Raw genomic sequence first — 23,811 nt, 5'->3', positions numbered from 1 at the left:
AGCATCGCCCAAGATCGAGGAGATTTTCCATGACCATCACCCGCGCCACCTTCCTGCGCAGCGGTATCGCCGCCGCCGCCGTCCTTGTCGTCGGTCCCGCCCGGGCCGAGAGCAAGACGCTGGTATTCGCCACCGAGGGCGCTTTCCCTCCGTTCAACATGACCAAGCCGGACGGGACGATCTATGGCTTCGAACCCGACCTGGTCGCCGAAATGGCCAAGCGCGCCGGTTTTGAGTTCAAGCTCATCTCGCAAGCCTGGGACGGCATGATCCAGGGGCTTGCCGACGGCAAGTATGACGCCGTCGTCGACGCGGTCACCATCACCGAGAAACGGTTGCAAGTGGTCGATTTCTCGCTGCCCTACACCACCGGCGGGTCGACCTTCGCGGTGACCAAGGAGAGCGGCGTCGAATTGCCCGGCCTCGACACCGCCGTCGATCTCGACGACGAGGCGGCCACCCAGGCGGCGATCGAAGCCGTCGCGGCCGTGCTCAAGGGCAAGACCGTCGGCGTGCAGGTCGCGACCATCCAGTCGGATTTCCTCGATAAGTATCTGGCGCCCATGGGCGTCACCATCCGGGCCTATCCGAACAGCTCCGATGTCTATCAGGATCTGCTGAACGGCCGTCTCGACGCGGCGATGGCCTCGGTCACCAATATCTCGGCCTTCCTCAAGAAACACGCCGACGAGGCGGTTGCCACCGGCCCGTCGTTCAAGGGCGGCATCATGGGGGCGGGTGTCGGTGTCGCCGTGCAGAAGGGCAATGCCGAACTGGCGGACAAGCTCAGCGCCGCGCTGAAGTCGATGTCGGATGACGGCACGCTGGCCGAGCTGTCGAAGAAATGGTTCGGCATGGTCGTGACCCCGACGCTCTGATGCAGATAGGGGATCTCGCACTGCTGGGCTTCGGCGACGAAGGCTGGGGCCTTGTCCTGGTCAAGGCCGGGTTGATGACGCTCGCCGTCTCGGTCGCGGCCTTTCTCTGGGGCCTCGGGCTCGGGATGTTGATCGCCTGGGCCCGGATCGGCGGCAATGCCGTTCTGCGGGCGCTGGCCGAGGCCTATACCGTCGTCCTGCGCGGCGTGCCCGAGATCCTGGTGATCTATCTGTTCTACTTCGGCGGCCGTCAGGTGGTGACGGCCGTCGGAACCGCTCTCGGCCTTGCCGGCCCTTTCGATATCTCGGGCTTCGTGGCCGGGATGCTGGCGATCGGGCTGATCTCGGCCGCGAACCAGTCCGAGGTGCTGCGCGGCGCCTGGCAGGCGGTGCCCAAGGGCACGGTCGAGGCCGGGCGCGTCGTCGGCATGACCCGATTGACGTTGTTTCGCCGGGTGATCGCGCCGCAGGCGATGGTGACGGCGCTGCCCGGCATGGGCAACCAGTGGCAATCGGTGATCAAGGAATCGGCGCTGGTCTCGGTCACCGGGCTGGTCGAGACCATGCGCCAGGTCAATGTCGCCGCCGGCACCACGCAGGAGCATTTCCTGTTCTACGCGGCGGGGGCGGTGATCTATCTGATCATCACCTCGCTGTCGGATCAGCTTTTCCGTCTGGCCGAGCGGCGCAGCCTGCGCGGCCATCAGCACGGGGGGCTGTAGAATGGACCTGAGCTTTCTCACCGGTATTTTCGGCCGCATCCTGACCGGCCTGCCGCTGACGCTGAACCTGTGGCTGCTGTCGCTGCTGGGCGGCGGGGTTCTGGCGCTGCTGCTGAACCTCCTCCGGACGACGCGGGCGGGCGATGCGGTCGCCTCCTCCTATGTCTTCCTGTTCCGCGGCACGCCGCTGCTGATCCAGATCTTCATGATCTACTTCGGGCTGGCGAACTTCGGGTTCATCCGCCACAGCTTTCTCTGGCCCTTCCTGCGCGAACCCTATTGGTGCGGCCTGCTGGCGCTGGTGCTGAATGACGCGGCCTATACGTCGGAAATCCTGCGCGGTGGCCTGCGCGCCGTGCCCAAGGGTGCGATCGAGGCAGGGAGAGTGTCGGGGATGTCGCGGCTGACCATCCTGCGCCGCATCACCCTGCCGATCGCGATCCGCCAGGCACTGCCGGCCTATACCAACGAGATCATCTCGATGCTCAAGGCGACGGCGCTGGTGTCGACCATCACCTTGATGGACATGACCGGCATCGCCCGCGCGGCGATCTCGGAAACCTGGCGCGCGGTCGAGATCCTGCTCTGCGCCGCCGTCATCTATCTGGCGCTCTCCATCCTGGTCGCAAGGGCCGCGACCTGGCTTGAGCGCCGCCTCTCGCCCTGGCAATTCGGAAGGACCGCCCGATGACCGAGCAAGACAAACAAGGGCCTGCGCTGTCCATCACCGGGCTGCACAAGAGCTTTGGCAACAACGAGGTGCTGCGCGGCATCGACCTCAGCGCGCATGATGGCGACGTGATCTCGATGATCGGCTCTTCCGGTTCCGGCAAGAGCACGCTGCTGCGCTGCATCCCGATGCTCGAGGTGCCCGACAGCGGCACCGTCACGGTGGGCACCGACAGCCTCTCGCCGAAGGGCGGACGTCTCAGCCGCAAGGAAGAGGCCACCGCCCGGCTGATGCGGCGCGAACTGGGGTTCGTGTTCCAGAGCTTCAACCTTTGGCCGCACCGCAGCGTGCTGGAAAACGTGATCGAGGCGCCGCTTTTCGTGCAGGGGCGCCCGCGGGCCGAGGCGGTGGACGAGGCGCTGGCGCTGCTTGAGAAGGTGGGGCTGGCCGAGAAGCGCGACGCCTGGCCGATGCAGCTTTCCGGTGGGCAGCAGCAGCGCGTGGCGATTGCCCGCGCTCTGGCCCAGCATCCGCGGGCGATCCTGTTCGACGAGCCGACATCGGCGCTCGACCCCGAACTGGTGGGCGAGGTGCTGAAGGTGATCCAGAGCTTGGCCGAGGAGGGTCGCACCATGCTGATCGTCACCCACGAGATGGGCTTCGCGCGCGAAGTGTCCTCGCGGGTGGTGTTCCTGCACCAGGGCCGCATCGAAGAGGACGGCACTCCGGCCGAGGTCTTCGGCAATCCGCGGTCGGACCGCGCCCGCGCCTTTCTTGCCAGCCATTTCGACCGCAACCGCTGAGGTTTCCATGCGCACACCGATCGAACGGCGAAGTCTTCAGCAGCAGGCGGCCGATTGGCTGCGCGACGCCATCGTGCGCGGCCAGTTCGCGCCGGCGGAGGTTCTGACCGAACAGGCGCTGACCGAACGGATCGGCACCGGGCGGGGCACCGTGCGCTCAGCTCTGTTCGACCTCGAGGCGCAGGAGATGGTCACCCGCTCGCCCTATTCGAGCTGGCGCGTGGCCGAGCTGGACGATCGCGCGATCTGGGAGATCTATACCCTGCGCTCGGCCTATGAGGGGCTTGCCGCGCGGATCCTGGCCGAACGCCGCGACAGCCTCGGGCTTGAGCTGGTGTCGGCCGCCTTCGCCGGTCTGGCCACGGCGGAAGAGGCGGGGACCGACGCGCGGGTCAAGGCCGATCTCGGCTTTCACATGAGCTTTGTGCGCCAGACCGGGCATCAGCATCTGATCCGTCGCCACGCGCTCTTGGCCGACAAGATGGAGTGGCTCTATCGCTGGTCGGAAGAGCGCTGGCCGCGCCGCAACCCGCTTGTTGCCGAACATCAGCCATTGTTCGACGCGCTGCGGTCGGGAACCCCGGATCAGGCCGAACAGCAGGTGCGCACCCATATCGACGCCTCCATCGAACTCGATGTGGCGGGCTATCTGTCGCTTGCCGCGACGCAGGAGAAACCATGAGCAAGATCACCATCCTCGACGGCGGCATGAGCCGCGAACTCGAACGCATCGGGGCGCCGTTCCGGCAGCCCGAATGGTCGGCGCTGGCGCTGATCGAGGCGCCCGAGACCGTCCGTCAGGTGCACGAGAACTTCATCCGCGCCGGCGCGCAGGTCATCACCACCGATTCCTATGCGCTGGTGCCCTTCCACATCGGAGAGGAACGGTTTCGCACCGATGGCGCGCGGTTGGCCGACCTGGCCGGGCAGATGGCCCGGCAGGCGGCGGATGCGGCGCCGGGGGTGAAGGTGGCGGGATCGCTGCCGCCGGTCTTCGGCTCCTATCGACCTGATCTGTTCCGCGCCGATCGGGGTCAGGAAATTCTGGGCGTGCTGGTGGCGGGCCTCGCCCCGCATGTGGATCTGTGGCTGGCCGAGACGCAGAGCAGCCTGGAAGAGGCCGCAGCGGCAGCGCAGGCGGTCAGCCAGACGGGCAAGCCCCTGTGGCTCTCCTTCACCCTGCGCGATGACGTCGAGCCCGACCAGATGCCTGAGCCGCAGTTGCGCTCGGGCCAGTCGGTGGCCGAGGCCGCGCGGCTGGCGCTGGGGGTCGGGGCGGCGGCGATGCTGTTCAACTGCTCGCGCCCCGAGGTGATGGAGGCGGCGCTGGTCGCCGCCCGTGCCGTCGCGCCGGATCTGCCGCTTGGGGTCTATGCCAATGCCTTCGACGAATCCCAAGACGAGGACGGCGCCGCGAACGAGGTGGTGTCGGTTCTGCGCGACGATCTCGACCCGCCGCATTATTGCGGCTGGGCCGAGCGCTGGACCGCGAAGGGGGCGACGATCATCGGCGGTTGCTGTGGCATCGGAACCGAGCATATCCACCATCTCGCCACCCATCTGAACGACTGAGGACTCAGGTGGTCAGGGCCTGATCGAGATCGGCGATCAGATCCTCGGCCGCCTCCAGCCCGACCGACAGGCGGAACAGCCCGTCGCCGGCAAAGCGGCGATAGTCCTCCAGCGCCTCGCCGCTCAGCCGATAGGTGCCCTCGATCATCTCCTCGGTGTCGAGGAGCGTCACGATGCTGCGCTGGTGGCCCAGCGAAAAGGCGTAATGCGCCACCCGCAGACGGTGGGCCAATTGGCGTGCCATCGCCTGCGGATCGGCGGTGCGAAAGGCGATCACCCCGCCGGGCAGATCCATCTGCCGCCGGGCCAGCTCATATTGCGGATGCGACGGCAGGCCGGGCCAGATCACCCGTTCGACCGCCGGATGGGTTTCCAGGAACCGGGCGATCCGCCCGGCGCTGTCGTTGATCTGCTTCATCCGGGGATAGAAGGTGTCGATGCCGCGCAGGATCAGCCAGGCGTTCGAGGCCGACATCGCCGCCCCCAGATAGACCCCGGCGCGCCCGCGCATCCGTGCCACCAACTCCTTGCGCCCGGCCACCGCGCCGCCAAGCGCATCGCCATGGCCATTGATGAACTTGGTCAGTGAATGCACCACCAGATCGACACCAAGCGACAGCGGCCGGGTCGAGGCCGGCGTCGCCAGGGTGCTGTCCACCGAGACCAGCGCGCCCTGCGCATGGGCGATGGTGGCGATCTCGGCCAGGTCAGTCAGGCGCAGGATCGGGTTGCAGGGCGTCTCGCAATGCACCAGCCGGGTGTTCGGCCGCAGCGCCGCACGCAGCGCCTCGGGACGCGACAGGTTGACCGGCGTCACCTCGATGCCGAGATCGGTCAGGATCGACCGCGCCAGCTCGGCCGCGCCGGCATAGGTGACGTCGCTGATGATCAGATGGTCGCCCGCCTTGAGAAAGGTCAGGAACAGCCCGGCGATCGCGGCCACCCCGGTGGCGGCGGCCAGCGCGTCCTCGGCCCCCTCCAGCGCTGCGAGGCGGGTTTCCAGCGCCCGCACCGTCGGGTTCAGCCAGCGGGCATAGGTATAGGGTTCATCGGCGATATCGCCGAGACCGGCGGCGGAAAAGGCGCCTTCGCCCGGGGTCACCAGATTGTTGACCGACATGGCGATGTCGGGCTGGATCGTCCGCGTCGCGGGGTTGATCGTCAGCCCGGCATCCAGCGCCAGGGTTTCCGGGCGCAGGTCTGCGGGCAGGGGGCGAAGAAGGGGATCGGTCATCGTCGGGGCTCGTCTTGCTGTTCGCCGCGACGATACCTGGACATCGCGCCGCCGGGCGTCGATCATCGCCCTGGCCGCGCGGATTTCCCGCGTCAAGGCGGGGATGCGCGCCGCCGGGCGGCTCAGGTCTCGTCCATCGGTCGGTAGAGACCCACCTTCATCGGCCGCAGCACCACATTGGTGGTGATCCGCTCGATCATCGGATTGTCGCGCATCATCGCGGCGGTGATGGCGTCATAGTCTTCGGCGTCCCGGGCCAGCACCACGGCGATCAGATCGACACCGCCGGTGACGTAATAGAGCTGCTGGATATTGTCGTGCGTCTCGGCCCAGTGCCGCAGCCGGTCGAGCGCCTCGTAATTGTCGCGCGCGATCTCGAGCCCGGCGATGAAGGTCATGCCGGCGCGCGGCTGCACCACCGCGACCTCGGCGGCGATGGTGCCATTGGCGCGCAGCGCGCGCAGCCGCCGCTGGACGGCCGAGGCGGAAAGGCCGATCTCCGCGGCGATGGTCTCGGTCTTGAGCTGGCAGTTCCTCTGCACGAGGGCGAGGATGCGGCGGTCGAACTGGTCCATCCCATGTCTTTTCTGGCTGCGGGTCCGTCCGGATGTCGCTTAGCCGCTTGTTGGCGCGACGACAATCCATCGCGCCCCCAAGAGCCCGCAGGCCAGAGGTCGCGCCATGCGCGGGGATGGACCGGGGGGCTGATCGCTTCCCCCGGCCTCTGGGCGCCTTACGCGGGGCGCAGGATCAGCGCTGCGTGATAGGCGGGATCGCCATAGGCCCCCATCTTGTAGAGCGTTTCGGCCTTCATCGGCAGGCAGTCGACATCGGCGCCGGTTTCCTGATCGGGGGGCTCGACCCAGGGGTCGTTGACCAGAAAGGTGCCGTCGGCGCGCACCGAATGCAAAAGGATCCAATGTGGTGCGTGATGATCGTGGGTGTGGCACTGGTCGATCAGCAGGATCACCATGGCGCCCTCAGCCACCGCGCTTACCATCGCCTCGGCCGGCAGTCGGTCGGCATGGATCTCGATGGCGGGTTCCGCCTCGGCCCTTTGGCGGAATTCGGTCTGCACGAAGGTCGAGATGTCGCGCTTGCCCGGGGTATTGGCGCGGTCCAGCATGACCGGGCCGTTGCTGTCGAAATGCAGCTCGACCCGGAAGCCGCGTTTCACTGCGGCGAGCGACATGCCATAGGGGCCGCAGCCGCCCGGGCCGGTCAGCCCGACCATGGTGGTGGCCTCGCGCCAGATCTCGAATTCCTGCGACCGGGTGATCTGGCCCATCGCCATGGACAGCGACACCGGGCCGCAGGTGTAATCGGTCGACTGATTGTATTTCGCCACCGGATGGGTCAGCGGGATCGGATCGCTCAGCCAGCGCTCGGCATAGCCGCGGCCGCTGTCCTCAAGCCCAAGCGCGGCGATGGCCGTCGCCTGCTCCGGGATGGCGCGCAGCAGATCGGCCTGGCGGGCGCGGGCGAAGGCCTCGACCCCCGCGGCCAGATCGGCGGCGAGCGGCTCGGGTGCCGACCAGGCGATCACATGGATCACCTCGGCCGTGCGGCGCTGGCGCAGCCCGGCATAGGCCAGGATCTTGCCCGCCGCATCGCGGATGCCGAGCGCGGTGATATGCGAGGCGTTCGGGCGTTGGGCCTGCAGCGCGCCCTCGGGCAGCGCGGTGGGGGGCAGTTCGGTGACGGTCGTCATTGCGGAACCTCGGTTGCCAGATGGGCCAGACAGTCGCCGCGCTGCACCAGTCCGGGGTGGCGCAGGCACAGAACGGTGCCGTCATGGCGGAAAAATTGCTCACTCGGTCGGTCGGCCAGATCCTCTGTGCTCCACACCTGGCCGGCAAGATCGCCCTGGGCAATCTCGGTGCCCAGATCCACCGCCGGTTCGAACACGCCCGATCGGGTAGCGTAGACATAGTAATCGCGGGTCTTGATCTGCAGTTCGCGCGCCGGGCGTCCGGGCGCGGCGGGCGCGTCCTCGATCATCCCCCAATGCGCCATCACCCGGCGCAGCCCGGCCTCGACCAGCGCCACACCGGGGCGCGAGACCGAGCCGCCGCCGCCGAACTCTCCGCCCAGCGACACCACCTTCTGCCGGTTCGATTCCGAGGTCGAGAGCCGGGGATCGGGGCTGTAATCCCAGATCAGGATCCGCTCGGCCCCGAAGGCGCGGGCGGCCGAGAGCGCGGCCTGGTCCAGCGCCACGTCGCCGCTGCGGCGGATCGACACGAAGGGCTGGTATTGCAGCGACGAGCCGCCGGCGTGGATGTCGTGAAAGTAATCCGCCATCGGCAGCAGCACCGAGGACATGTAATGGGCAATGGCGCTGGTCGGCCCGCCCTGGGGATCGCCCGGATAGGCGCGGTTGAGGTTGCCGCCATCCTCGGGCGAGGTTCTGAGACCGGCGCGAAAGGCGGGCGCGTTCAGCATCGGCAGGGCGATGACGCGGCCCTTCAGGCTGGCGGGATCAAGGCCGCACAGCAGCCGGCGGATGGCGATCGGGCCTTCGTATTCGTCGCCATGGGTGCCGCCGGTCAGCAGCAGCGTCGGCCCCGGCGCGCCATTGACCACGGCGACGGGGATGGGGATCACCCCATAGGCGGAACGGTGCACCGAATGCGGCAGGCAGAGATCGCCGGTCTGCACGCCCTTGGCGTCGAAATCGACGGTGGACCAGATTTGGGTGGTCACGATGAAGTCTCCTGAGAGGTCTTTTGAAGGTCGGCCGCCCGACGATAGAGCGCGAGGGCGCGCATCAGCCTTTCCGGCGGGTCGACATCGGGCCGGACGAGCGGCGCGATCTCCTCGGCGAAGAGGCAGGCGATACGGTGATCGTGCGCCGTGCTCAGCGGTGCGAGCATCGGATCGGTGCCGGAACAGGCCGGGCGCGCCACCGGGCAGCGGCTGCGGAACCGGCAGCCCGAGGGCAGGGACAGCGGGCTTGGCACCTCGCCGGTCAGCGGGATGCGGGGGGCGCCGGCGCCCGGCACCGGTTCCGGCGTGGCCGAGATCAGCGCCTGGGTATAGGGGTGGCGCGGCGCGGTGAACAGCCGCTCGGCCGGGCCTTCCTCGACGATCCGGCCCAGATACATCACCGCCACCCGGTCGCTGATATGTTCGACCAGTGACAGCCCGTGCGAGATGAACAGCAGGCTGACCCCGGTGCGCCGCTGGATGTCCTGCAGCAGGTTGGCGATCTGCGCCTGCACCGAGACGTCGAGCGCCGAGACCGCCTCGTCGCAGACGATCAGCCGCGGTTCGGTGGCCAGCGCCCGGGCGATGGCGACCCGCTGCCGCTGCCCGCCCGACAGCGCGTGGGGATAACGCGCGGCGACGCCTTCGGGCAGGCCGACAAGCTGCAACAGCTCTGCCACCCGGCGATGGGCCTCACCGCGCGGCACCAGATCGTGCAGCAGGGCGGGTTCGGCGATCAGCTCGCCCACCGTCATCTTGGGGTTCAGCGACCCGAAGGGATCTTGCAGGATGATCTGGATCTGCCGCGCCCGCGCCTTGCCCCGCGCCGGCGGCTTGCCGTCGAAGAGGATGGCGCCGCCGCTGGCTGGCAAGAGCCCGGCGACGATGCGGCCGAGGGTGGATTTGCCACAGCCGGATTCGCCGACCAGCGCCACCGTCTCGCCGGCGTTGATGGTCAGGTCGATGCCATCCAGCGCCCGCAGGATCCTGGGCTTGCGAAAGGCGCCGGCGCTGATCGGAAAGTCGCGGGTGAGCGCCCTGAGCGTCAGAAGCGGCTGGGTCATTCCGCACCTCCCAGAGTTTCGAGAAGGGGGGCGAAATGGCAGGCCGAGGCCTGGCCGGCGCGGATCTCCCGCAGGGCGGGGCGGTCGCTGCGGCATTGCGCGCCCGCGAAGGGGCAGCGCGGGTGGAAATGGCAGCCGGGTGGCATCTGGCGCGGATCGGGCACGGTGCCCCAGATCGGCAGCATCGGCTCGCCCCGCGCGTTCATCTGCGGCATCGAGCCGAGGAGGCCGAGGGTATAGGGGTGCTCCGGCCCGGCAAACAGCGCCGGCGCCGGCGCGGTTTCGACCATCCGCCCGGCATAGAGCACGGTGACCCGGTCGGCCATCTCGGCCACCACCCCCATGTCATGGGTGATGAAGAGCGTGGCGGTGCCGGTCTCGCGCGCGAGGTCGCGGATCAGATCGAGGATCTGCGCCTGCACCGTGACGTCGAGCGCGGTTGTCGGCTCGTCCGCGATCAGCAGGCGCGGCCGGTGGATCAGCGCCATGGCGATCAGCGCCCGCTGCCGCATCCCGCCGGAAAGCTGATGCGGATAGGCGCGGGCGCGTTCTTCGGGCGCCGGGATACCGGTGGCCGCCAGCGCCTCGACGGCGCGCTTGCGGGCGATCTCGGGGGCGATATCCTCATGCAGGCGGATCGCCTCGACGATCTGGTCGCCGATGCGGCGCACCGGGTTCAGTGCGGTGGCGGGTTCCTGGAAGATCATCGCCATCTCGCAGCCGCGCAGCGCCTGACGGTCGTGTCGCGACAGGTGCAGCAGATCGCGGCCGGCAAAGCGCAGCTCCTCGGCCTCGATCGTGGCGGTGGGGGGCAAGAGCCCCATCAGCGCCAGCGACAGCACCGATTTGCCTGAGCCGGATTCGCCCACCACGGCGAGGGTCTCGCCCGCTGCGATGGTCAGATCCACCGCGTCGAGCGCCCGCAGCGGGCCCTGTTCGGTGGCGAAGGTGACGCTCAGGCCGCGGGCGACCAGCAGCGGTTCGGCAATGAGGGGGGCGGTCATCGGGGCGGGGCTCATGCGGCTCTCCGATCGCTGGCATCGCGCAGGGCGTCGCCCAGCAGGTTCACCGACAGCACGATGATGAAGATCAGCGCCGAGGCGGCGGAGGAGACATGCGGCGCGATGAAGAGAAAGGCGCGGCCCTCGGCGGCGATCGAGCCGAGCTCGGCGGTGGGGGGCTGCAGGCCAAGGCCCAGAAAGCCCAACGAGGCCGCCAGCAGCACCGCGTCGCCGAAGGCGAGCGTGGTATAGGTCAGGATCGGCGCGAAGGCATTGGCCAGCAGATAGCGCGTCATCAGGATGCGGTCGGGCAGGCCGATGGCGCGGCCACCGTCCATATAGTCCTGCGCCATCACCGACAGCGCCGCGCCACGCGAAATCCGCGCGATGCCGGGCATGATCGAGAGACCAATCGCCAGGATCAGGCTGTCGAGCCCGGGGCCCATCATCGCCGCCAGCGCCAGTCCGAAGAGGATCGAGGGGAAGGAGAGCATCACGTCGATCACCCGCATCAGCAGGTTGTCGAGCCGGCGGTAGAAGGCTGCGATCAAGCCGATGGAACCGCCGACCAGCGCGCCGAAGACGACGCCCGACAGCCCCAGCATCAGCGTGGTGCGCGCGCCGAAAAGCAGCCGGGTCAGCATGTCGCGCCCCTGGCTGTCGGTGCCGAGCCAATGGGCGCCGCTCGGCGGTTTCAGCCGCAGCCGCAGCGCGGTCTCGTAAGGATCATAGGGCGCAATCCAGGGCGCGAGGAGCGCGGCCAGCGCGATGAAGGTCAGGGCGGTGACGGCAAGCGCCACGATCGGGTTCTTCTTCAACCGCCGCCAGGTGCGCGCGCCGCTGCCGCCTTGCGGGGAAAGGGGGATCTCGGTCATCTTCAGCGCCCCCTCAGCCGCGGGTCGGCCAGTTCGGACAGCAGGTCGACGGCGACATTCACCAGGATGAAGGCCACGGCGAGGAACAGGATCGCCCCCTGGGCCATCGGATAATCGCCGGTGGTGATCGAGGAGACGGCGAGCCGGCCGACCCCGGGCCAGGAAAAGATCGTCTCGGTGATCACCGCGCCGCCCATCAGCGATCCGATCTGCAGGCCCACGAGGGTGATGATCGGCAAAAGCGCGGTGCGCAGCGCATGGCCCAGGATCACCCGCAACTCTCCGGCGCCCTTGGCGCGGGCGGTGCGGACGTGATCGGCGCTCAGCGCCTCGGACAGCGTGGTGCGGGTCATCCGGGCGATCGGGCCCAAGAGGATCAGCCCCAGCGCGGTGGCGGGCAGCAGGATATGCGCCAGCCCCTCGGCGCTCCACAGCGGGCCGCCACGGCCCTGGATCGGAAAGGCGCGGGTCCTGGCGGCGAATTGGATCATCAGAAGGCCGACCCAGAACACCGGGATCGACACGCCCGCGACCGAAACCGCCATCACGCCCCGGTCGATCAGCCCGCCGCGTTTCAGCGCCGCGAGGATCCCCAGCGCCAGCCCCAGCGGCAGCGACCAGACCATCGCCGCCAGCATCAGCTCCAGCGTCGGGCCGGCGGCGCGCAGCAGTTCGTCGCCGACGGCGGCATTGTTGATGACCGAGCGGCCGAGATCGCCCATGGCGACGCGCTGCAGGTAGAGGCCGAATTGCACCAGCACCGGCTGATCAAGGCCGAGGTGACGGCGGATGGCGGTGATCTCCTCCTCCGTCCCGGTGGGGCCGGCGATGGCGGCGGCGGGATCGGCGGGCAGCACCTGCAGCATCAGAAAGCCCACGAGCAGCACGCCCACCAGCACGAAGAAAGAGGTGACGACCCGATGGGCCAGGCGTCCGGTCATTCTGTCTGTCCTTGGGGGAGAGGGGAGAAGAGGGGGCCTGTGGCCCCCTCGGGTCGTTCAGGGCGGTTCACTTCAGCTCGAGATCGAGACCCTTGCCGAAGACTGCGCCCGAGATGCCGGCGGGCTGGAAGGGTTTCAGCCGCGGGCCGGCGGCCACCGTCGGGGTCTGCAGCAGCATCGGTTTCCACAGCACCGCCTCGTGCACCCGGCGGCCGAGCGCCTCGAAGGCCGTGGCGCGCGCCTCGGGAGAGGTGGCGGCATTGCCCTCGGCCAACAGCTTGTCGGTCTCGGGATCGTTCCACATCATCCGGTTCGGCGAGGGGATCAGCGAGGAGGCGAAGTAGAGATTGAGCGCGTCGCCGGCGCTTTGATAGGGGTAATCCATCTGGAACAGGTCATAGGTCTGGTCCCGCAGCTTGGCCCAGATCGCGGTGGAATCCAGCGTCTCGACCTGCAGATCGATCCCCGCCTTGCGCAGATCGCCTTGCACGGCCTCGGCCACCTCGCGCGAGGTGGCGTCGTTGAAGCCGTAGTAGACCAGGCTCAGCTTCTGGCCGTCCTTCTGCCAGAAACCGTCCGCCCCCATGGTGAAGCCGGCCTCTTCCAGCAGCGTCTTGCTCTGAGCCGGGTCGAAGGTGAAGGCCGAGGTATCGGTATCCGGCGCATAGTCCAGCACCTTGTCCGAATAGTAGGAATAGGCCGGCTCCACCGTGCCGAAATAGATCGCCTCGGCGACCGCGGCCTGGTCGATGGCATGGGATACCGCCTTGCGCACCCGGATGTCCTGAAGGAAGGGGCGCGAGGTTTTCATGCCGAGGTAATGGGTGCGGAAGGCCGCGATCGGCTTGAGCACCTGCACGCTCGGGTCGGCCTCGAACTGGGCCAGCGCCCAGGCCGGCACGGCATAGGAGGCGTCGATTTCGCCCGCCGGGATGGTGGCGGCAAGCGTGGCGCCTTCGGGGACGATCTTCCAGACGATCTTGTCGACCTTGGCGGGCCCCGGGTTGCCGTTGGCGGGGTTGCCCCAAGTATAGCCCGCGTGCTTGCTCAGAACGACCTGATCGCGCGGCGTCCAGCTTTCAAAGCAGAAGGGGCCGGTGCCATTGAAGGCGGTGACGCCGAAATCGTCGCCAAGGGCGGCCGCCTGTTCCGGGTCGATGATGGTGAAATTGAACTGCGCCATCTGATAGAGCAGGTTCGATGACGGCGTCTTCAGCTTGTAGACCACGGTGTAATCGTCAGGGGCGGTGACGCTGTCGACCTTGCCCGCCTTCCAGACCGCCACATTGGGCGCATCCGGGGCCAACCAGCGGTCCATCGAGCCGACGACCTCCTTGGCGGTCAGCGGCTTGCCGTCGCAATAGCTGACGCCCTTCTTCAGATGGAAGGTATAGGTGAGGCCGTCCTCGCTGACCTCCCAGCTTTCGGCCAGCGCTGGTTCCACCGTCTTAAGATCGGGGCTGAGGGTGACCAGAGTGTCGCCGACCATATAGAGCACCTCTGCCGCCGCCAGCGCCGAGGAACGTTGCGGATCATAGCGGTCGGCATCGAAGGCGCGGCCGAGGGTGACGCTGGTTTCCGCCTGCGCGGCGGTGGCGAGGGTGGTCAGGGACAGGGTTGTGGTCAGCGCGGCGAGGCAGCCCGACAGGGCCCGCGCGCGGCGGGGGATGGTCATGGAACTCTCCTGTTAGCTGGGCCGGTGAGAGGGCCGGCCCGGTGGCTCCGGGCTTGGGCGAAAAGGCTGCCTCGCCGGATTATGATTGTGACGTGGGGAGGGAACCCCGCTGTCTGAGGGTGACTATAGGTCCGCTGCATTGCGGCGCAAAACGACGAATTTGCGTGAAATCATTCCTTCAGGGAATGATCCGGGGGGATGCCGGCGTTTTCGGTGCGCCGGAGGCGGTCTGCGACGCCTCGGCCAATATCCAGTCGCGGAAGGCGGCAAGCGCCGCGCCGCCGCGCTTGCGCTCGGGGGAGATCAGATAATAGGCGGATCCATTGGTCATGACCCTGGGGAAAGGCTGTTCCAGCCTGCCGGCTGCCAGCCCTTCCTGCGCCATGAACAGCGGCACCAGCCCAAGGCCCAGGCCGGTCTGTGCCGCGCGGATGATCATGTCGAACTGTTCGAAGCGATTGCCGCGATAGGCGTTGACCGTGGTCAGCCCGCCCTGCTCCAGCCAGGTCTGCCAGTCGCGCGGGCGGGCACGGTGATGCAGCAGCGTCAACCGGTCGAGCGCGCCGGTATCGCCCGGTTGCACCATCCCGGGCGCGCTGATCACCGCCATCTCTTCGCCGAACAGCCGGTCCGACAGGCCGCCGGGCCAGGGGGCGGGGCCATAGAAGATGGCGGCGTCGATATTCTCCTGCTGGAAGTCGAAGGGCCATTGCCGGGCGGTGACATTGAGCGCGATCGCCGGATGGGCGGCGTTGAAGCGGGTCAGTCGCGGCGCCAGCCAGTAATGGCCGAAGGAGGGCAGGCTGGCGAGATTGAGCGTCGAGGCCTCGGGGCGATGGGCCAGGGTCTCCATCGTGGCCTCTTCCATGATCTCCAGCGCGGTGCGGATACGCGCCAGATAGTGGTCGCCCGCCTCGGTCAGCACGATCCGTTGGCGCACCCGTTCGAACAGCCGGGTGCCCAGCCAATCCTCGAGCCCGGCGATGCGTTTGGAGACTGCCGATTGCGACATGTTCAGTTCTTCCGCCGCCCGGGTGAAACTGCCGTGCCGGGCGGAGGCTTCGAAGACCGTCAGCGACGGCAGCGAGGGGAGAACGCGACGCATGGTCCTGTCTTACAAAAGGCGATCTGCCGCCACAACGATGCTCTGCCCCAGGGGGCTTTCGGGGGGGGACCGATCCAGCAAGGCCATTGTTCTGACGGTGAATGCGCATAAACAGGGCTGAAGTGCCTGATTTCGGGCGGGTTTGCGATGGCGGTTTACATGCAATGGGGGCTTGCGGCCCCCGACTTCGATCTCTTCGAGGCCTATCCGTCTGGGGAGATGGCGAACTGACCTTTGCCGATGACAGCCTTGGCGAGATCCCCGGCGACGCTTGTGATAGCGCCTATGTGGCCAGCCTTCCAGGCGAGCGGGATTTTGCCCTGGCTGGCTCTCGTCTTCGATGCCGGGGGCAGGTGGTCGCGATCTGCTGCTGGGCGGGGCGGGAAGCGACCGTCTCAATGGGGGCTCTGGGGCGGATGTGCCGATCGCGGAGGCTGGAAGCGACAGGCTGATCGGCGGCGAGGGCGCCGATGTCTTCGTCATCCGGGGCGGCGCCGGCCGGACGGTTCTGGCCGATTTCCGGCCGGGCGAGGATCGAATCGCCTTGACGGATGTGGCGCGGTTTCATGAGCGGCCGCATCGCCGCCGGCGATGCGATGATCGAAACCATGATCCGGAGGACCGTGTTGCAGGGCGTGGTCGCCGAGGGCCTGACTGCCGCGGATTTTCACTTTGCCGCGCGGGCTGAGGCGCTGGCGGATCCCGCGGTGACCGACTTTCTGAATGGCTGGGAGTACGCCTGAGACGGCCAGTAACCCTGAGGCGGCCACGGGCCAGCGCCGCCCGCGGGGCGGTATCGGGAGGCAAGGCTAAGCCCGGATGTCCCTCCTGGCCCGATGGCGCCCGGGCAGACCGGGGAGCGGGGGCGCCGCGCCGCCGGCCCCTTGGCGCAGGGTCCCGCCGGGCGGAAACCACTCTTGCGCCCTTCGCCCCGAATGGGTAATCAGGGCGCCACGGGTGATTAGCTCAGTTGGTAGAGCGCTTCGTTTACACCGAAGATGTCGGGAGTTCGAGTCTCTCATCACCCACCATTCCCCCGATCTCAGAAACGCCTTATTTTTATAGCTCTGAGAGAGGCGCGCGTTTTGAAATGTCTAGCAGGCTGCCGAAAAATGTATAGCAGACGAGGGTGCTAGACATCTCATGCAAGGGGCGCGTTAGCGCCCTTCTTCGTCCTCGCTCCCCGCCCCGCCAGAGGCCCCAAGAGCCGACGCGAAAGACTCCATGTGGGCATCCGCGTGGCGATACAACGCCTGTTCCATGGCCTCTTTTTCCGCCGCTGCCGGGTCGCTGCCGTCTGCCATGAAGCCGCGCGCGATTCCGCGCTGCTGGGCCAGTTCCTCGAACTTTTGGCGGCGCGATCCGAGGGGATGACCCGGGGGGAGAGTTTCGCGATTCATGCTTCGTCCTGTTCTGCTGCTCGATACTGTAGAAGATTCCTCCGCTGATGGTCGGGGGCCAGTGCAGGGGCGCCCCTCAGCGCGTCCTTAAGACCGCCCAGCAGGGCCAGCGTGTCCTTGATCGCGATCTTGTCGCCGCCGGTCTCCTGCGCGTCCTGCGCGTTCTGTTCGAGCTGAATCAGGCGAACGATATTTTCCACAGCCCTGACGGCGTCCCCGAACCGCTGCGCCTCCAGCGCGCGGCGATAGATCGTCACATAGCTATCCGCGATCCACATCAAGTTGATACCCTGCCGGGCGAGGTCGCCCCACGCTTCGAGGTCATTGTTTGCTTCCATGACGCGCCGCACGTCGCGCGCGATCTGGCGCTTGTGGTGCTCTACGCGCGCCACCACTTCGGGGGAGTTCGCGAGGCGGCTGGCGGCAGACTTTGACCCGGCAGCATATCCGGCCTTTTCGTATGCCGTCCCCTGCTTCATGCCGGTGGCGAGAAGGCGGGCGAATTCTTCATGCTGTGGATTCGCGAGGGGTGCCATTTAACGATTCTTCCTCGCGGCCTTCTGGCCCGCGCTCGCCATGTCCGCCGCGATCTGGTCACGGCTGCGGCGGAAAGAGTCGGCGTCGGTCGCGGTCACGTTGAAGGTCTGAGGCATGTTGATGACAGTCCCCCCATCACCGGCAGCGGAGCCGCCCAGCTCAACCGGAATCTTCCGCCCCTTGGACAGCGGAATCACGGCCTCATTCGGGTGGAGCACCGCCGGGATGCCCGACGTGTTGGTGGTCCCCTGCGCGTAGTGCGGGGCGTTCTGGAATACGCGCAAGGGGGCGTTGGCATAGTTTGCCGGGGCGGTGGATACGCCGCCCACATCGAAAGCCCCGACTGCCATCCCAAGGATGCCCTGCCAGCCCCCGAACATATCGAGGATGCCCCCACCGCCGCCGCCGCCGGGGATGCCTCCACCGCCGCCGCTCTGAGCCTGCCGGATCATACCGGCATGCTGGGACCCGGCGGAGGTGATGGCCGTGCGTACCTTGGTAGCGTGCTGCTGCCCGCTAGTGGTGGTCGCAGTGCGGACCTGCTGGGCGTGCTGCATCCCCGCAAGGCGCGTGGCGTTCGCCGCCTGCTGACCGCCCTGCACGTGGCCCATGCGGGTCTGCTGCCCGGCCTGCGTCCCTGCCTGCATCATTGCCGCGCTGATCTGCTGACTGACCGCGCTGCCCGCCTGAATCATCGCCTGCGAGATTGACGCCCCGGCCTGAACGCCACCCTGCGCGACGGCGGCGCCATCGCCGGTAGGTGCCGCCGCGTCTCCGCCCAACAGATCGCCCAGAAGTCCGCCCAGCCCGTTGCCTTCGCCCCGGCCCATCAGATTAGCAAGTTCAGCAACAGCCTGATCCGCGACGATATCGGCGATGGTGCCGAGGATCGCCTCCCCAAGGGCTTCAATGTCGAACTTGCCGGTCTTGATCATTTCGCTGATCGCGTCCGAGAGGCTGTTGATTGCCCCCATTTCGATCTGCTGCCCGGCTTCGATCCAGTTGGGGACGGAGTCCATCCACTTCTTCACAGGGTCGTTTGCCAGCGTGGTAAGCTTGTCGTTCAGCTTCTGCGCGGCCTCATACTGGCGGACCATGGCAGCGGTGGTTTCGTCGAGGGCGCCGCCGTTTGCCGTCATAGCCGCCGCCATGAACTGCGCCGTTTCCATTGTGTCGGCCTGTCCACTGACGACAAGGGCCAGCGCCTCATTCTCCTGATTGAGAGAAAAGACGCGATTATTCATCTGCTTAATCAGGCGTTCGAGCTGCCGGGACTCGTCGCCCAGCGTCTCCACCCGCTTGGACCCGCCACCGCTGGACGCGGCCTTGCGGGCAGCCGTCCGGGCGGCTTCCAGCTCAGAGTCGAGACGAACGGACTCGTTGAACTGGTACCGTTCCGCGTCGATGAGCTGACGCTGCATCCATCCCCCGACGCCACCGCCTGCGGCCTGCTCCCGAGCGGACCATTCCGCCTCCTTGCGGTACCGCTCGCGCGCGACTGCGGATTCCCTCACGGTCTTTCCCGCCTGCAGAGCGGTCAGTTCGGCGCTCTTGGCCGCGTTGCTGATCATGCTGCCGCCGACGGACGCGAGCGAAGACATGATTGCCTGAATCTCGCTATTGACCCCCGCCATGGCGCTGGCCCACGCGTTCGTCTGGCCCGTGGCGGCGGCGATGGGGCCGGAGTAGTCCACCGCAGCGAGGTGGCGGGCTGCGTCTTCCCCTTCCACCAGCTTCCGCACCATTGCCGACTGTTCCGAGGTCAGATTTTCGACCCCGCCAGCGGCGGAAACAATGCGCTCGCGGATGGTGGCATAAATATCGGCGATCCGCCCGGCGTCGGTCGTCATCTGAGACTCCCGGAAAAGAGCCTCAAGCCCGGCGGCTTCGGTCTTGGTGAGGCTCAGTTCATCACGCAGGCGCCGGGCATAGCCTGCCAGCGCGTCCATCCAGCCGACTCCCGCGTCCGAGGCCATGGCATCGCGCATGCTGCGCAGGGTGTCGGCGGCGTCCAGTCGCGCCAGTTCCTTCTGCACGTCCACAAGGTCGCGGACGCTCGCCGTTACAAGGCCATATTCATCGCGCAGGGCGGTGTAGTCCCGCGTCTTCGATGCAGCCGCGCGCGCCGCATCAATAGAGGACTCCAGTTCGTCCAGCGCGTCGGCGAAAGTCTTGGTTTCCGGGATCACGGCGAACAGTCGGTCAATCAACAGAGGGAGGGCCACGCCCGCGACCGCACCGATTGCAATGCCCATACCGCCGAATACAAGGCCCACGTCTGCCGCCTGAAAAGCGATACCCTTCAAGGCCTGTTCGGCGGACGTGGCCATGCCCGCGACCTGCGCCATCTGGTTCACCTGCAAGCCCAGCATGCGCCCGGCGCCCTTCTGCATGGCGAACATGCTGGTGGTGGCCTTTTCGTTCGCCGCTGACGCGGCCACCAGCTTGTTCGCCGCCTCGGCGCGTGCATTGGCAGCAAGCTGGGACGTGATCACGCCAGCCTTCTCCGCCTGCGCGATTTCTTCAAGGCTCACCTCATACTGCTTCGACGCGGCATAAAGCGGATTATACCGTGCGCGCAGCCGGTCCATCTGTGCTGCGTGATCGGCGGCGGCGCGGCTGGCCTCTTCCTGCGCGCGCGCTTCGGCATTAGCGATTGCGTTCAGCCGCTCTGCCTCTCGGGCCGTTCGGTTCAGCTCGCTGGCAAGCGTGTTGTATTCCGCGCGGGCCTCCTGAACGTCCAAACTGGACGTCGCGTTGATAAGCTTGCCGCGCAGTCGGTCGAGGGCCGCCTCGATCTTCGCAATCCCGGCAGTGTCGCCGACCGAAAGGAGACGGTCGCGCAGACGGCTGGCCTGATCGGTCGAGATGCGAAGCGAGTTCGCGGACTGGACGGCGAGCTTGCGGATACGTTCCGCCGCGCGGTCGGATGCAGTCCCGGCGGCGGTCGTGGCGGTGGCGAGGGCATTTGCTTCGGTGCGCGCCCGCGTCAGCGGGGTAACGTCAACCTGCGGCTTGATGGTGCGGAGCTTCGTGAACGCGCCCGTGGTGTCGCGGTCGAGGTCCCGAACGGCGGCGCGAACAGTTTCCACCGCCGCCTTGAAGGTGCGGGCGCCGGACTGCGCCGCCCCCGCGTCAATCTTGAGACGAAGTTCGTGGGTTTCAGCCATTTCTATGATTTTCCTGACGTGTTCCTGACCGCTCGAATTTTGGGGAGAAAGGGCGGGGCCGGGTCAGGAACCGACCCCGCCAGTTTGTGCGCGACTGGGAACCGCGCGGCGCGGGCTGGAGAAGACGACAAAGACCCCCGCGCTTACATGTCCAGTATATAGCAAGGCGCTGGAATCACGAAGGAACCGGACCAAAACGGGTCACATTAACATGTGAACTATTTGGGGCGAAAATTGAAATTTTTTGGGGGCGGTATGGCGGGCGAAAAGGCCCCTTGGTCGGGCGGCTGGGTCCCCCGGACAAGTTGCACAGATAGAAGGAAAATTGCGCAAAAATGGCTCTACGTTACTTAATGTTGCTGCAACATATTTAGGTAGCACCTGCGGCCCCGATGCACCCCCGGTGGGTACCCCCATGCGGGACCCTACTTTTTGTTTATTTTCAATGGCTTATATCGCGATTCGCCCTTTAAGAGCAAGGACTTTTGCCGCTAACGCGGCGACCGGGCAGGCCCGGCATGGCGGTTATGCCCGATTAAGCCGATTCCGCAGATTGGCGACACTGGAAGGATGCCAGCGTCCGCCTCGCGCCGTCTTGATGGCGCGACGATTCAGTTCATCCGCGATGGCGGTCAAGGTGGTGAATCCCGTAGTTTCCAGCTCTTCCAGAATGTCGGCGATCTGGTTAGCGCGGGCGTCAGCCCGCGTCTTGACGGCCTGCACAGCGTCCACGTTGCCCTTGCCTGCACGGCGCAGGGCTGCGGCCCCGTTGGGGTTGCCCAGACGCTGCCCACGGGCCTTTGCAGCGGCGAGCGCAGCCTTTGTGTTGCGGCTGATGGCCTCACGCTCCTCCTGCGCCACAAGGGCCATGACGCCCACAGTCATGCTGTTTGCGTTTGGCATGTCAGCCGCGACGAAATCGACCCCGGAATCCCTTAGATTCAGGAGAAAAGCGGCGTTTCGGCTCAGTCGGTTGAGGCGTGCAATAACTAGCTTTGAGCCGGTAAGGCGGGCCTCCCGGATAGCCCTTTCAAGCTCCGGCCTGTCGTTCTTCTTACCCGACTCCACCTCGATATACTCGGCGGTGATGGTGGCATTCTGGGCGGCGGCGTAAGCCGCGATTTCGGCCCGCTGGGCTTCGATCCCGAGACCGCTTGCTCCCTGCCGTGCGGTCGATACTCGAATGTAGCTGACAATGCGCACCGCGAATCCTCCATTTCCAAAATCGCCTTACGAAGGATACGGCCTTCGAAGGTCGTTGCCGTCAAAACCGACGCCAGCGCATCCGACGTGATTTCACCAGATACGTTGTCGAACAGGCCATACGGCTTCTGCTTGCGCAGGCTGGCGAAGATCACCTTGCGCCGCTCTTCTTCGTTCGAAGGCAAAGCGGCAGACGGTTCCGACACACCTGCGGCGATGACATACGCAGAGGCTGCCAGCAGAGACGCACCGGTCGCAACCTTGGGCTTTGACACGAATGCAAGAGGAAGAGGCCCGTTGATCATCTGCCTGCAATAGGGGGTAAGCACCATTGCAAGCATATTCGCCATGCTCGACGGGACCTCATCGGCCTCCAGTGTCTCTCCGCCGGGGCGGCAGTCCTGCCCGTCGAACGGAAAGTCTCCGAACACATCGAGGAGGCGCTCCAAAGCCCTGTCCACGTCGAGCTGTGACGGGGTCTTAGGAACGCGCGGGATATGCAAGTCGCTGGGAAGAGACATGTAGATACCGGTCTCTTCGTCGTAACCATCAACCTCGATCAAGCCCCCGTCAGAGGCAAAAATAGGATAGGTCGCGATCTGTGACAATTCCGGGAAAGAATAGTCACCATAGAACAACTCTTCGACTACATCCATCGGCGCGCTGATACTCTGGGACTCGCCATTCTGACCTTCGAAAAACGGCGCAATCCGATTTACGATGGGGCGAAGGCTGCGCGGGAACAAGATTTCCATCTCATCCTTGCCAGTCTTGGAATCCCGGATAATCCGGACAAGCTCCTGCCCATGCCGGTAGATTTCGGGCGAGAAAGTGTCATTGACCTTCTTGATCCGCCCGTATGCGTAGTCTGCGAGGTCGGTGAAGCCAAACGTGCCCTTTACATTAGCTTCACCCTTTGCCCTGTCATTCGCCACGGCCATTGCAGACCACTCATACTCAGCGAAATTGTGAGCGGCCTTCAGGTGGATTTTGGGCAATGCCACCTTCCACTTCTGGGCGATCTTATCAGTAAGGATATTGATCTGGGCGGTGTCGATGTTCGACTTCACCAGCGACATATAGAACTTGGCCAGTTCAAGATTGTTGAGGGGGTGGTCTTCGCTGCGTTCTTCGATCTGCTGACGGAGCTGGATTTCCATATAGGTAGGCACATTCCGGATTTCTTCGATCTCGCGGACACTGAATCGGCTCCGGAACTTCCTTCCCCCCGGAGACATATTGGTTCGGACCGAAACCGTGGGATGCCCCGGCGGAGTCATCGCGATCACATTGCTCATCACACTGCCTTCCATCGCATCCAATTGCTGATACGCAGCGATGCAGTAGCTGCCATTTTTGTCTTCTCCTTGGTTAACGTTGCATGTGCAGTCTCCCTTTCGACCTGTTCATTCGGCCCCATCCTGCGGGGCGTCGGGCGGCAACAGAAACAAGGCAAGCCTGCCGCCCCATATGTTTGACGTGCGGCCCCCTCACGGGGGCCATCGCTAAGCGTACTTCTCCAAAGCAGCGCCCCAGCGGGTCAGCCCTTCGGCATCCTCGTCCCCCTCCTGCATCACCTCCCAGACTATCTCCCTCGCACGAAAACGGTCATCGCGGCTGTCTTCCGGCGTCGATAGCTCTTCGCAAATCCAAGCCACCGCCTCGAAAAAGCGGGTACACCCCGCCGCAACTGCTCGTGGAATGGCAAACCGCATCTCTTCCTTGGCGTCGCGAAGTCGCTTTTCACGCCGCGCAATGGCGGTCAGCCGTTCCGCTCTCGGCAGATGGGCGCGCGAGTTCGTGTCGCGCGTCATGTGAAGCCGGGGCGTCGCTTCCAGATCGGCCAGCTTGTCCATATACCTCTCGGTCATGTCCATCACACCACCCCCACCAGTTCGCCGACCATCCGGTGAAGCTGGCGAAGCTCCTCCTCCCGGGCGTCGGACCTCGGAGTCTGTGCGATTTTCGCCATCCGGTCAGTTGCCAAAACGAGGGCCATTTCCCGGTCCTCGCGCTCTGAAACGTCAATTACATTCATGACTTTATCCTCTCTCATTTTTGTTTCGATATGGCCCAAAATCATGATTCCCAGCGAGGAGTCAAAACTAAATATCCCCCTCATTACCTTGATTTCATTGATGAAAATATTGTTTTAGCACATTCGAATTTCCAATCCGGAGACAGTTGGAAGGTGGAATTAGGCTTCAAGCTGACTCAAGTTAGGCTTGAAGCTCCAATAGCTCTTTCAACTG

Annotated in this window: 23 protein-coding genes, 1 tRNA gene and 1 pseudogene; 9 read left to right on the top strand and 16 right to left on the bottom strand. The window is 65.9% G+C overall.

Annotated elements, in window-relative coordinates; translation table 11 throughout:
* Window positions 1-29: 29 nt before the first annotated feature.
* Genes ACN0V4_RS13135 through ACN0V4_RS13110 form a run of 6 tightly spaced genes read left to right on the top strand, consistent with a single transcriptional unit; the run spans window position 30 to window position 4,645 of the window.
* Entirely contained in the window at window positions 30-878 is an 849-nt protein-coding gene (locus ACN0V4_RS13135; protein WP_417676775.1) for a transporter substrate-binding domain-containing protein, read from the top strand.
* Complete coding sequence (locus tag ACN0V4_RS13130) at window positions 878-1,600, top strand: ABC transporter permease (protein WP_417676773.1); 723 nt, start codon at window positions 878-880, stop codon at window positions 1,598-1,600. The genes ACN0V4_RS13135 and ACN0V4_RS13130 overlap by 1 nt, the downstream gene beginning before the upstream one ends.
* 1 nt (window position 1,601) lies before the next feature.
* A complete protein-coding gene (locus ACN0V4_RS13125) occupies window positions 1,602-2,291 on the top strand; it encodes an ABC transporter permease (RefSeq protein ID WP_417676771.1) in 690 nt (229 codons plus the stop codon).
* Window positions 2,288-3,073 carry an ABC transporter ATP-binding protein gene (locus ACN0V4_RS13120; RefSeq protein WP_417676769.1) on the top strand — a complete coding sequence of 262 codons (786 nt, stop codon included), beginning with the start codon at window positions 2,288-2,290 and terminating at the stop codon, window positions 3,071-3,073. The genes ACN0V4_RS13125 and ACN0V4_RS13120 overlap by 4 nt, the downstream gene beginning before the upstream one ends.
* A 7-nt stretch (window positions 3,074-3,080) precedes the next feature.
* Window positions 3,081-3,755 (top strand): GntR family transcriptional regulator, encoded by a 675-nt coding sequence (locus ACN0V4_RS13115; protein WP_417676767.1) that lies wholly within the window; start codon window positions 3,081-3,083, stop codon window positions 3,753-3,755.
* Window positions 3,752-4,645 carry a homocysteine S-methyltransferase family protein gene (locus ACN0V4_RS13110; protein ID WP_417676765.1) on the top strand — a complete coding sequence of 298 codons (894 nt, stop codon included), beginning with the start codon at window positions 3,752-3,754 and terminating at the stop codon, window positions 4,643-4,645. The genes ACN0V4_RS13115 and ACN0V4_RS13110 overlap by 4 nt, the downstream gene beginning before the upstream one ends.
* A gap of 4 nt (window positions 4,646-4,649) precedes the next feature.
* Here the strand turns inward: ACN0V4_RS13110 and ACN0V4_RS13105 are convergent, their stop codons facing one another.
* From ACN0V4_RS13105 to ACN0V4_RS13060, 10 genes are all read right to left on the bottom strand, one after another.
* Entirely contained in the window at window positions 4,650-5,879 is a 1,230-nt protein-coding gene (locus ACN0V4_RS13105; protein ID WP_417676763.1) for a trans-sulfuration enzyme family protein, read from the bottom strand.
* A gap of 122 nt (window positions 5,880-6,001) precedes the next feature.
* Window positions 6,002-6,454, bottom strand: a complete 453-nt coding sequence (locus tag ACN0V4_RS13100) for an Lrp/AsnC family transcriptional regulator (protein ID WP_417676761.1) — start codon at window positions 6,452-6,454, stop codon at window positions 6,002-6,004.
* A 158-nt stretch (window positions 6,455-6,612) separates the two neighbouring features.
* Window positions 6,613-7,590 (bottom strand): peptidase C39 family protein, encoded by a 978-nt coding sequence (locus tag ACN0V4_RS13095; protein ID WP_417676759.1) that lies wholly within the window; start codon window positions 7,588-7,590, stop codon window positions 6,613-6,615.
* Complete coding sequence (locus ACN0V4_RS13090) at window positions 7,587-8,585, bottom strand: succinylglutamate desuccinylase/aspartoacylase family protein (RefSeq protein WP_417676757.1); 999 nt, start codon at window positions 8,583-8,585, stop codon at window positions 7,587-7,589. Before ACN0V4_RS13090 ends, ACN0V4_RS13095 begins: the two co-directional genes overlap by 4 nt.
* Window positions 8,582-9,652, bottom strand: a complete 1,071-nt coding sequence (locus ACN0V4_RS13085; RefSeq protein ID WP_417676755.1) for an ABC transporter ATP-binding protein — start codon at window positions 9,650-9,652, stop codon at window positions 8,582-8,584. Before ACN0V4_RS13085 ends, ACN0V4_RS13090 begins: the two co-directional genes overlap by 4 nt.
* Window positions 9,649-10,656, bottom strand: a complete 1,008-nt coding sequence (locus ACN0V4_RS13080; protein WP_417676753.1) for an ABC transporter ATP-binding protein — start codon at window positions 10,654-10,656, stop codon at window positions 9,649-9,651. The genes ACN0V4_RS13085 and ACN0V4_RS13080 overlap by 4 nt, the downstream gene beginning before the upstream one ends.
* Before the next feature lie 11 nt (window positions 10,657-10,667).
* Window positions 10,668-11,528: an ABC transporter permease gene (locus ACN0V4_RS13075; RefSeq protein ID WP_417676751.1), complete on the bottom strand. Its 861-nt coding sequence runs from the start codon at window positions 11,526-11,528 to the stop codon at window positions 10,668-10,670.
* A 2-nt stretch (window positions 11,529-11,530) separates the two neighbouring features.
* Window positions 11,531-12,469 carry an ABC transporter permease gene (locus ACN0V4_RS13070; protein ID WP_417676749.1) on the bottom strand — a complete coding sequence of 313 codons (939 nt, stop codon included), beginning with the start codon at window positions 12,467-12,469 and terminating at the stop codon, window positions 11,531-11,533.
* 67 nt (window positions 12,470-12,536) lie between these two features.
* Window positions 12,537-14,144 carry an ABC transporter substrate-binding protein gene (locus ACN0V4_RS13065; RefSeq protein WP_417676747.1) on the bottom strand — a complete coding sequence of 536 codons (1,608 nt, stop codon included), beginning with the start codon at window positions 14,142-14,144 and terminating at the stop codon, window positions 12,537-12,539.
* 178 nt (window positions 14,145-14,322) lie between these two features.
* The gene (locus ACN0V4_RS13060; RefSeq protein WP_417676745.1) at window positions 14,323-15,249 is read right to left on the bottom strand and encodes a LysR substrate-binding domain-containing protein; all 927 of its coding nucleotides are present in this window, start codon (window positions 15,247-15,249) and stop codon (window positions 14,323-14,325) included.
* A gap of 340 nt (window positions 15,250-15,589) precedes the next feature.
* Here ACN0V4_RS13060 and ACN0V4_RS13055 point away from each other — a divergent pair.
* From ACN0V4_RS13055 to ACN0V4_RS13045, 3 genes and pseudogenes are all read left to right on the top strand, one after another.
* A pseudogene (locus ACN0V4_RS13055) lies at window positions 15,590-15,661 on the top strand (hypothetical protein); the annotation flags it as partial.
* Window positions 15,662-15,815: 154 nt separating this feature from the next.
* Window positions 15,816-15,992 carry a hypothetical protein gene (locus ACN0V4_RS13050; protein WP_417676999.1) on the top strand — a complete coding sequence of 59 codons (177 nt, stop codon included), beginning with the start codon at window positions 15,816-15,818 and terminating at the stop codon, window positions 15,990-15,992.
* 212 nt (window positions 15,993-16,204) lie between these two features.
* Window positions 16,205-16,280: transfer RNA gene (locus tag ACN0V4_RS13045), tRNA-Val, on the top strand.
* A gap of 126 nt (window positions 16,281-16,406) precedes the next feature.
* On the opposite strand, the gene ACN0V4_RS13040 is transcribed toward ACN0V4_RS13045, so the two are convergent.
* The 6 genes from ACN0V4_RS13040 to ACN0V4_RS13015 form a co-directional block, all read right to left on the bottom strand.
* Entirely contained in the window at window positions 16,407-16,649 is a 243-nt protein-coding gene (locus ACN0V4_RS13040; RefSeq protein WP_417676743.1) for a hypothetical protein, read from the bottom strand.
* Window positions 16,646-17,185, bottom strand: a complete 540-nt coding sequence (locus tag ACN0V4_RS13035; RefSeq protein ID WP_417676741.1) for a hypothetical protein — start codon at window positions 17,183-17,185, stop codon at window positions 16,646-16,648. The genes ACN0V4_RS13040 and ACN0V4_RS13035 overlap by 4 nt, the downstream gene beginning before the upstream one ends.
* Entirely contained in the window at window positions 17,186-20,356 is a 3,171-nt protein-coding gene (locus tag ACN0V4_RS13030; protein WP_417676739.1) for a phage tail tape measure C-terminal domain-containing protein, read from the bottom strand. It abuts the gene before it with no gap.
* Between the two features lie 525 nt (window positions 20,357-20,881).
* Complete coding sequence (locus ACN0V4_RS13025) at window positions 20,882-21,559, bottom strand: recombinase family protein (RefSeq protein ID WP_417676737.1); 678 nt, start codon at window positions 21,557-21,559, stop codon at window positions 20,882-20,884.
* A 1,505-nt stretch (window positions 21,560-23,064) separates the two neighbouring features.
* A complete protein-coding gene (locus tag ACN0V4_RS13020; protein WP_417676735.1) occupies window positions 23,065-23,436 on the bottom strand; it encodes a hypothetical protein in 372 nt (123 codons plus the stop codon).
* Complete coding sequence (locus ACN0V4_RS13015; RefSeq protein WP_417676733.1) at window positions 23,436-23,681, bottom strand: hypothetical protein; 246 nt, start codon at window positions 23,679-23,681, stop codon at window positions 23,436-23,438. Before ACN0V4_RS13015 ends, ACN0V4_RS13020 begins: the two co-directional genes overlap by 1 nt.
* Window positions 23,682-23,811 lie beyond the last annotated feature (130 nt).

Source organism: Pseudodonghicola sp. (assembly GCF_048268305.1).
Taxonomy (GTDB): Bacteria; Pseudomonadota; Alphaproteobacteria; order Rhodobacterales; family Rhodobacteraceae; genus Pseudodonghicola.
The sequence above is the reverse complement of the archived record's forward strand: the minus strand, read 5'-3'. Positions and strand labels throughout refer to the sequence as shown.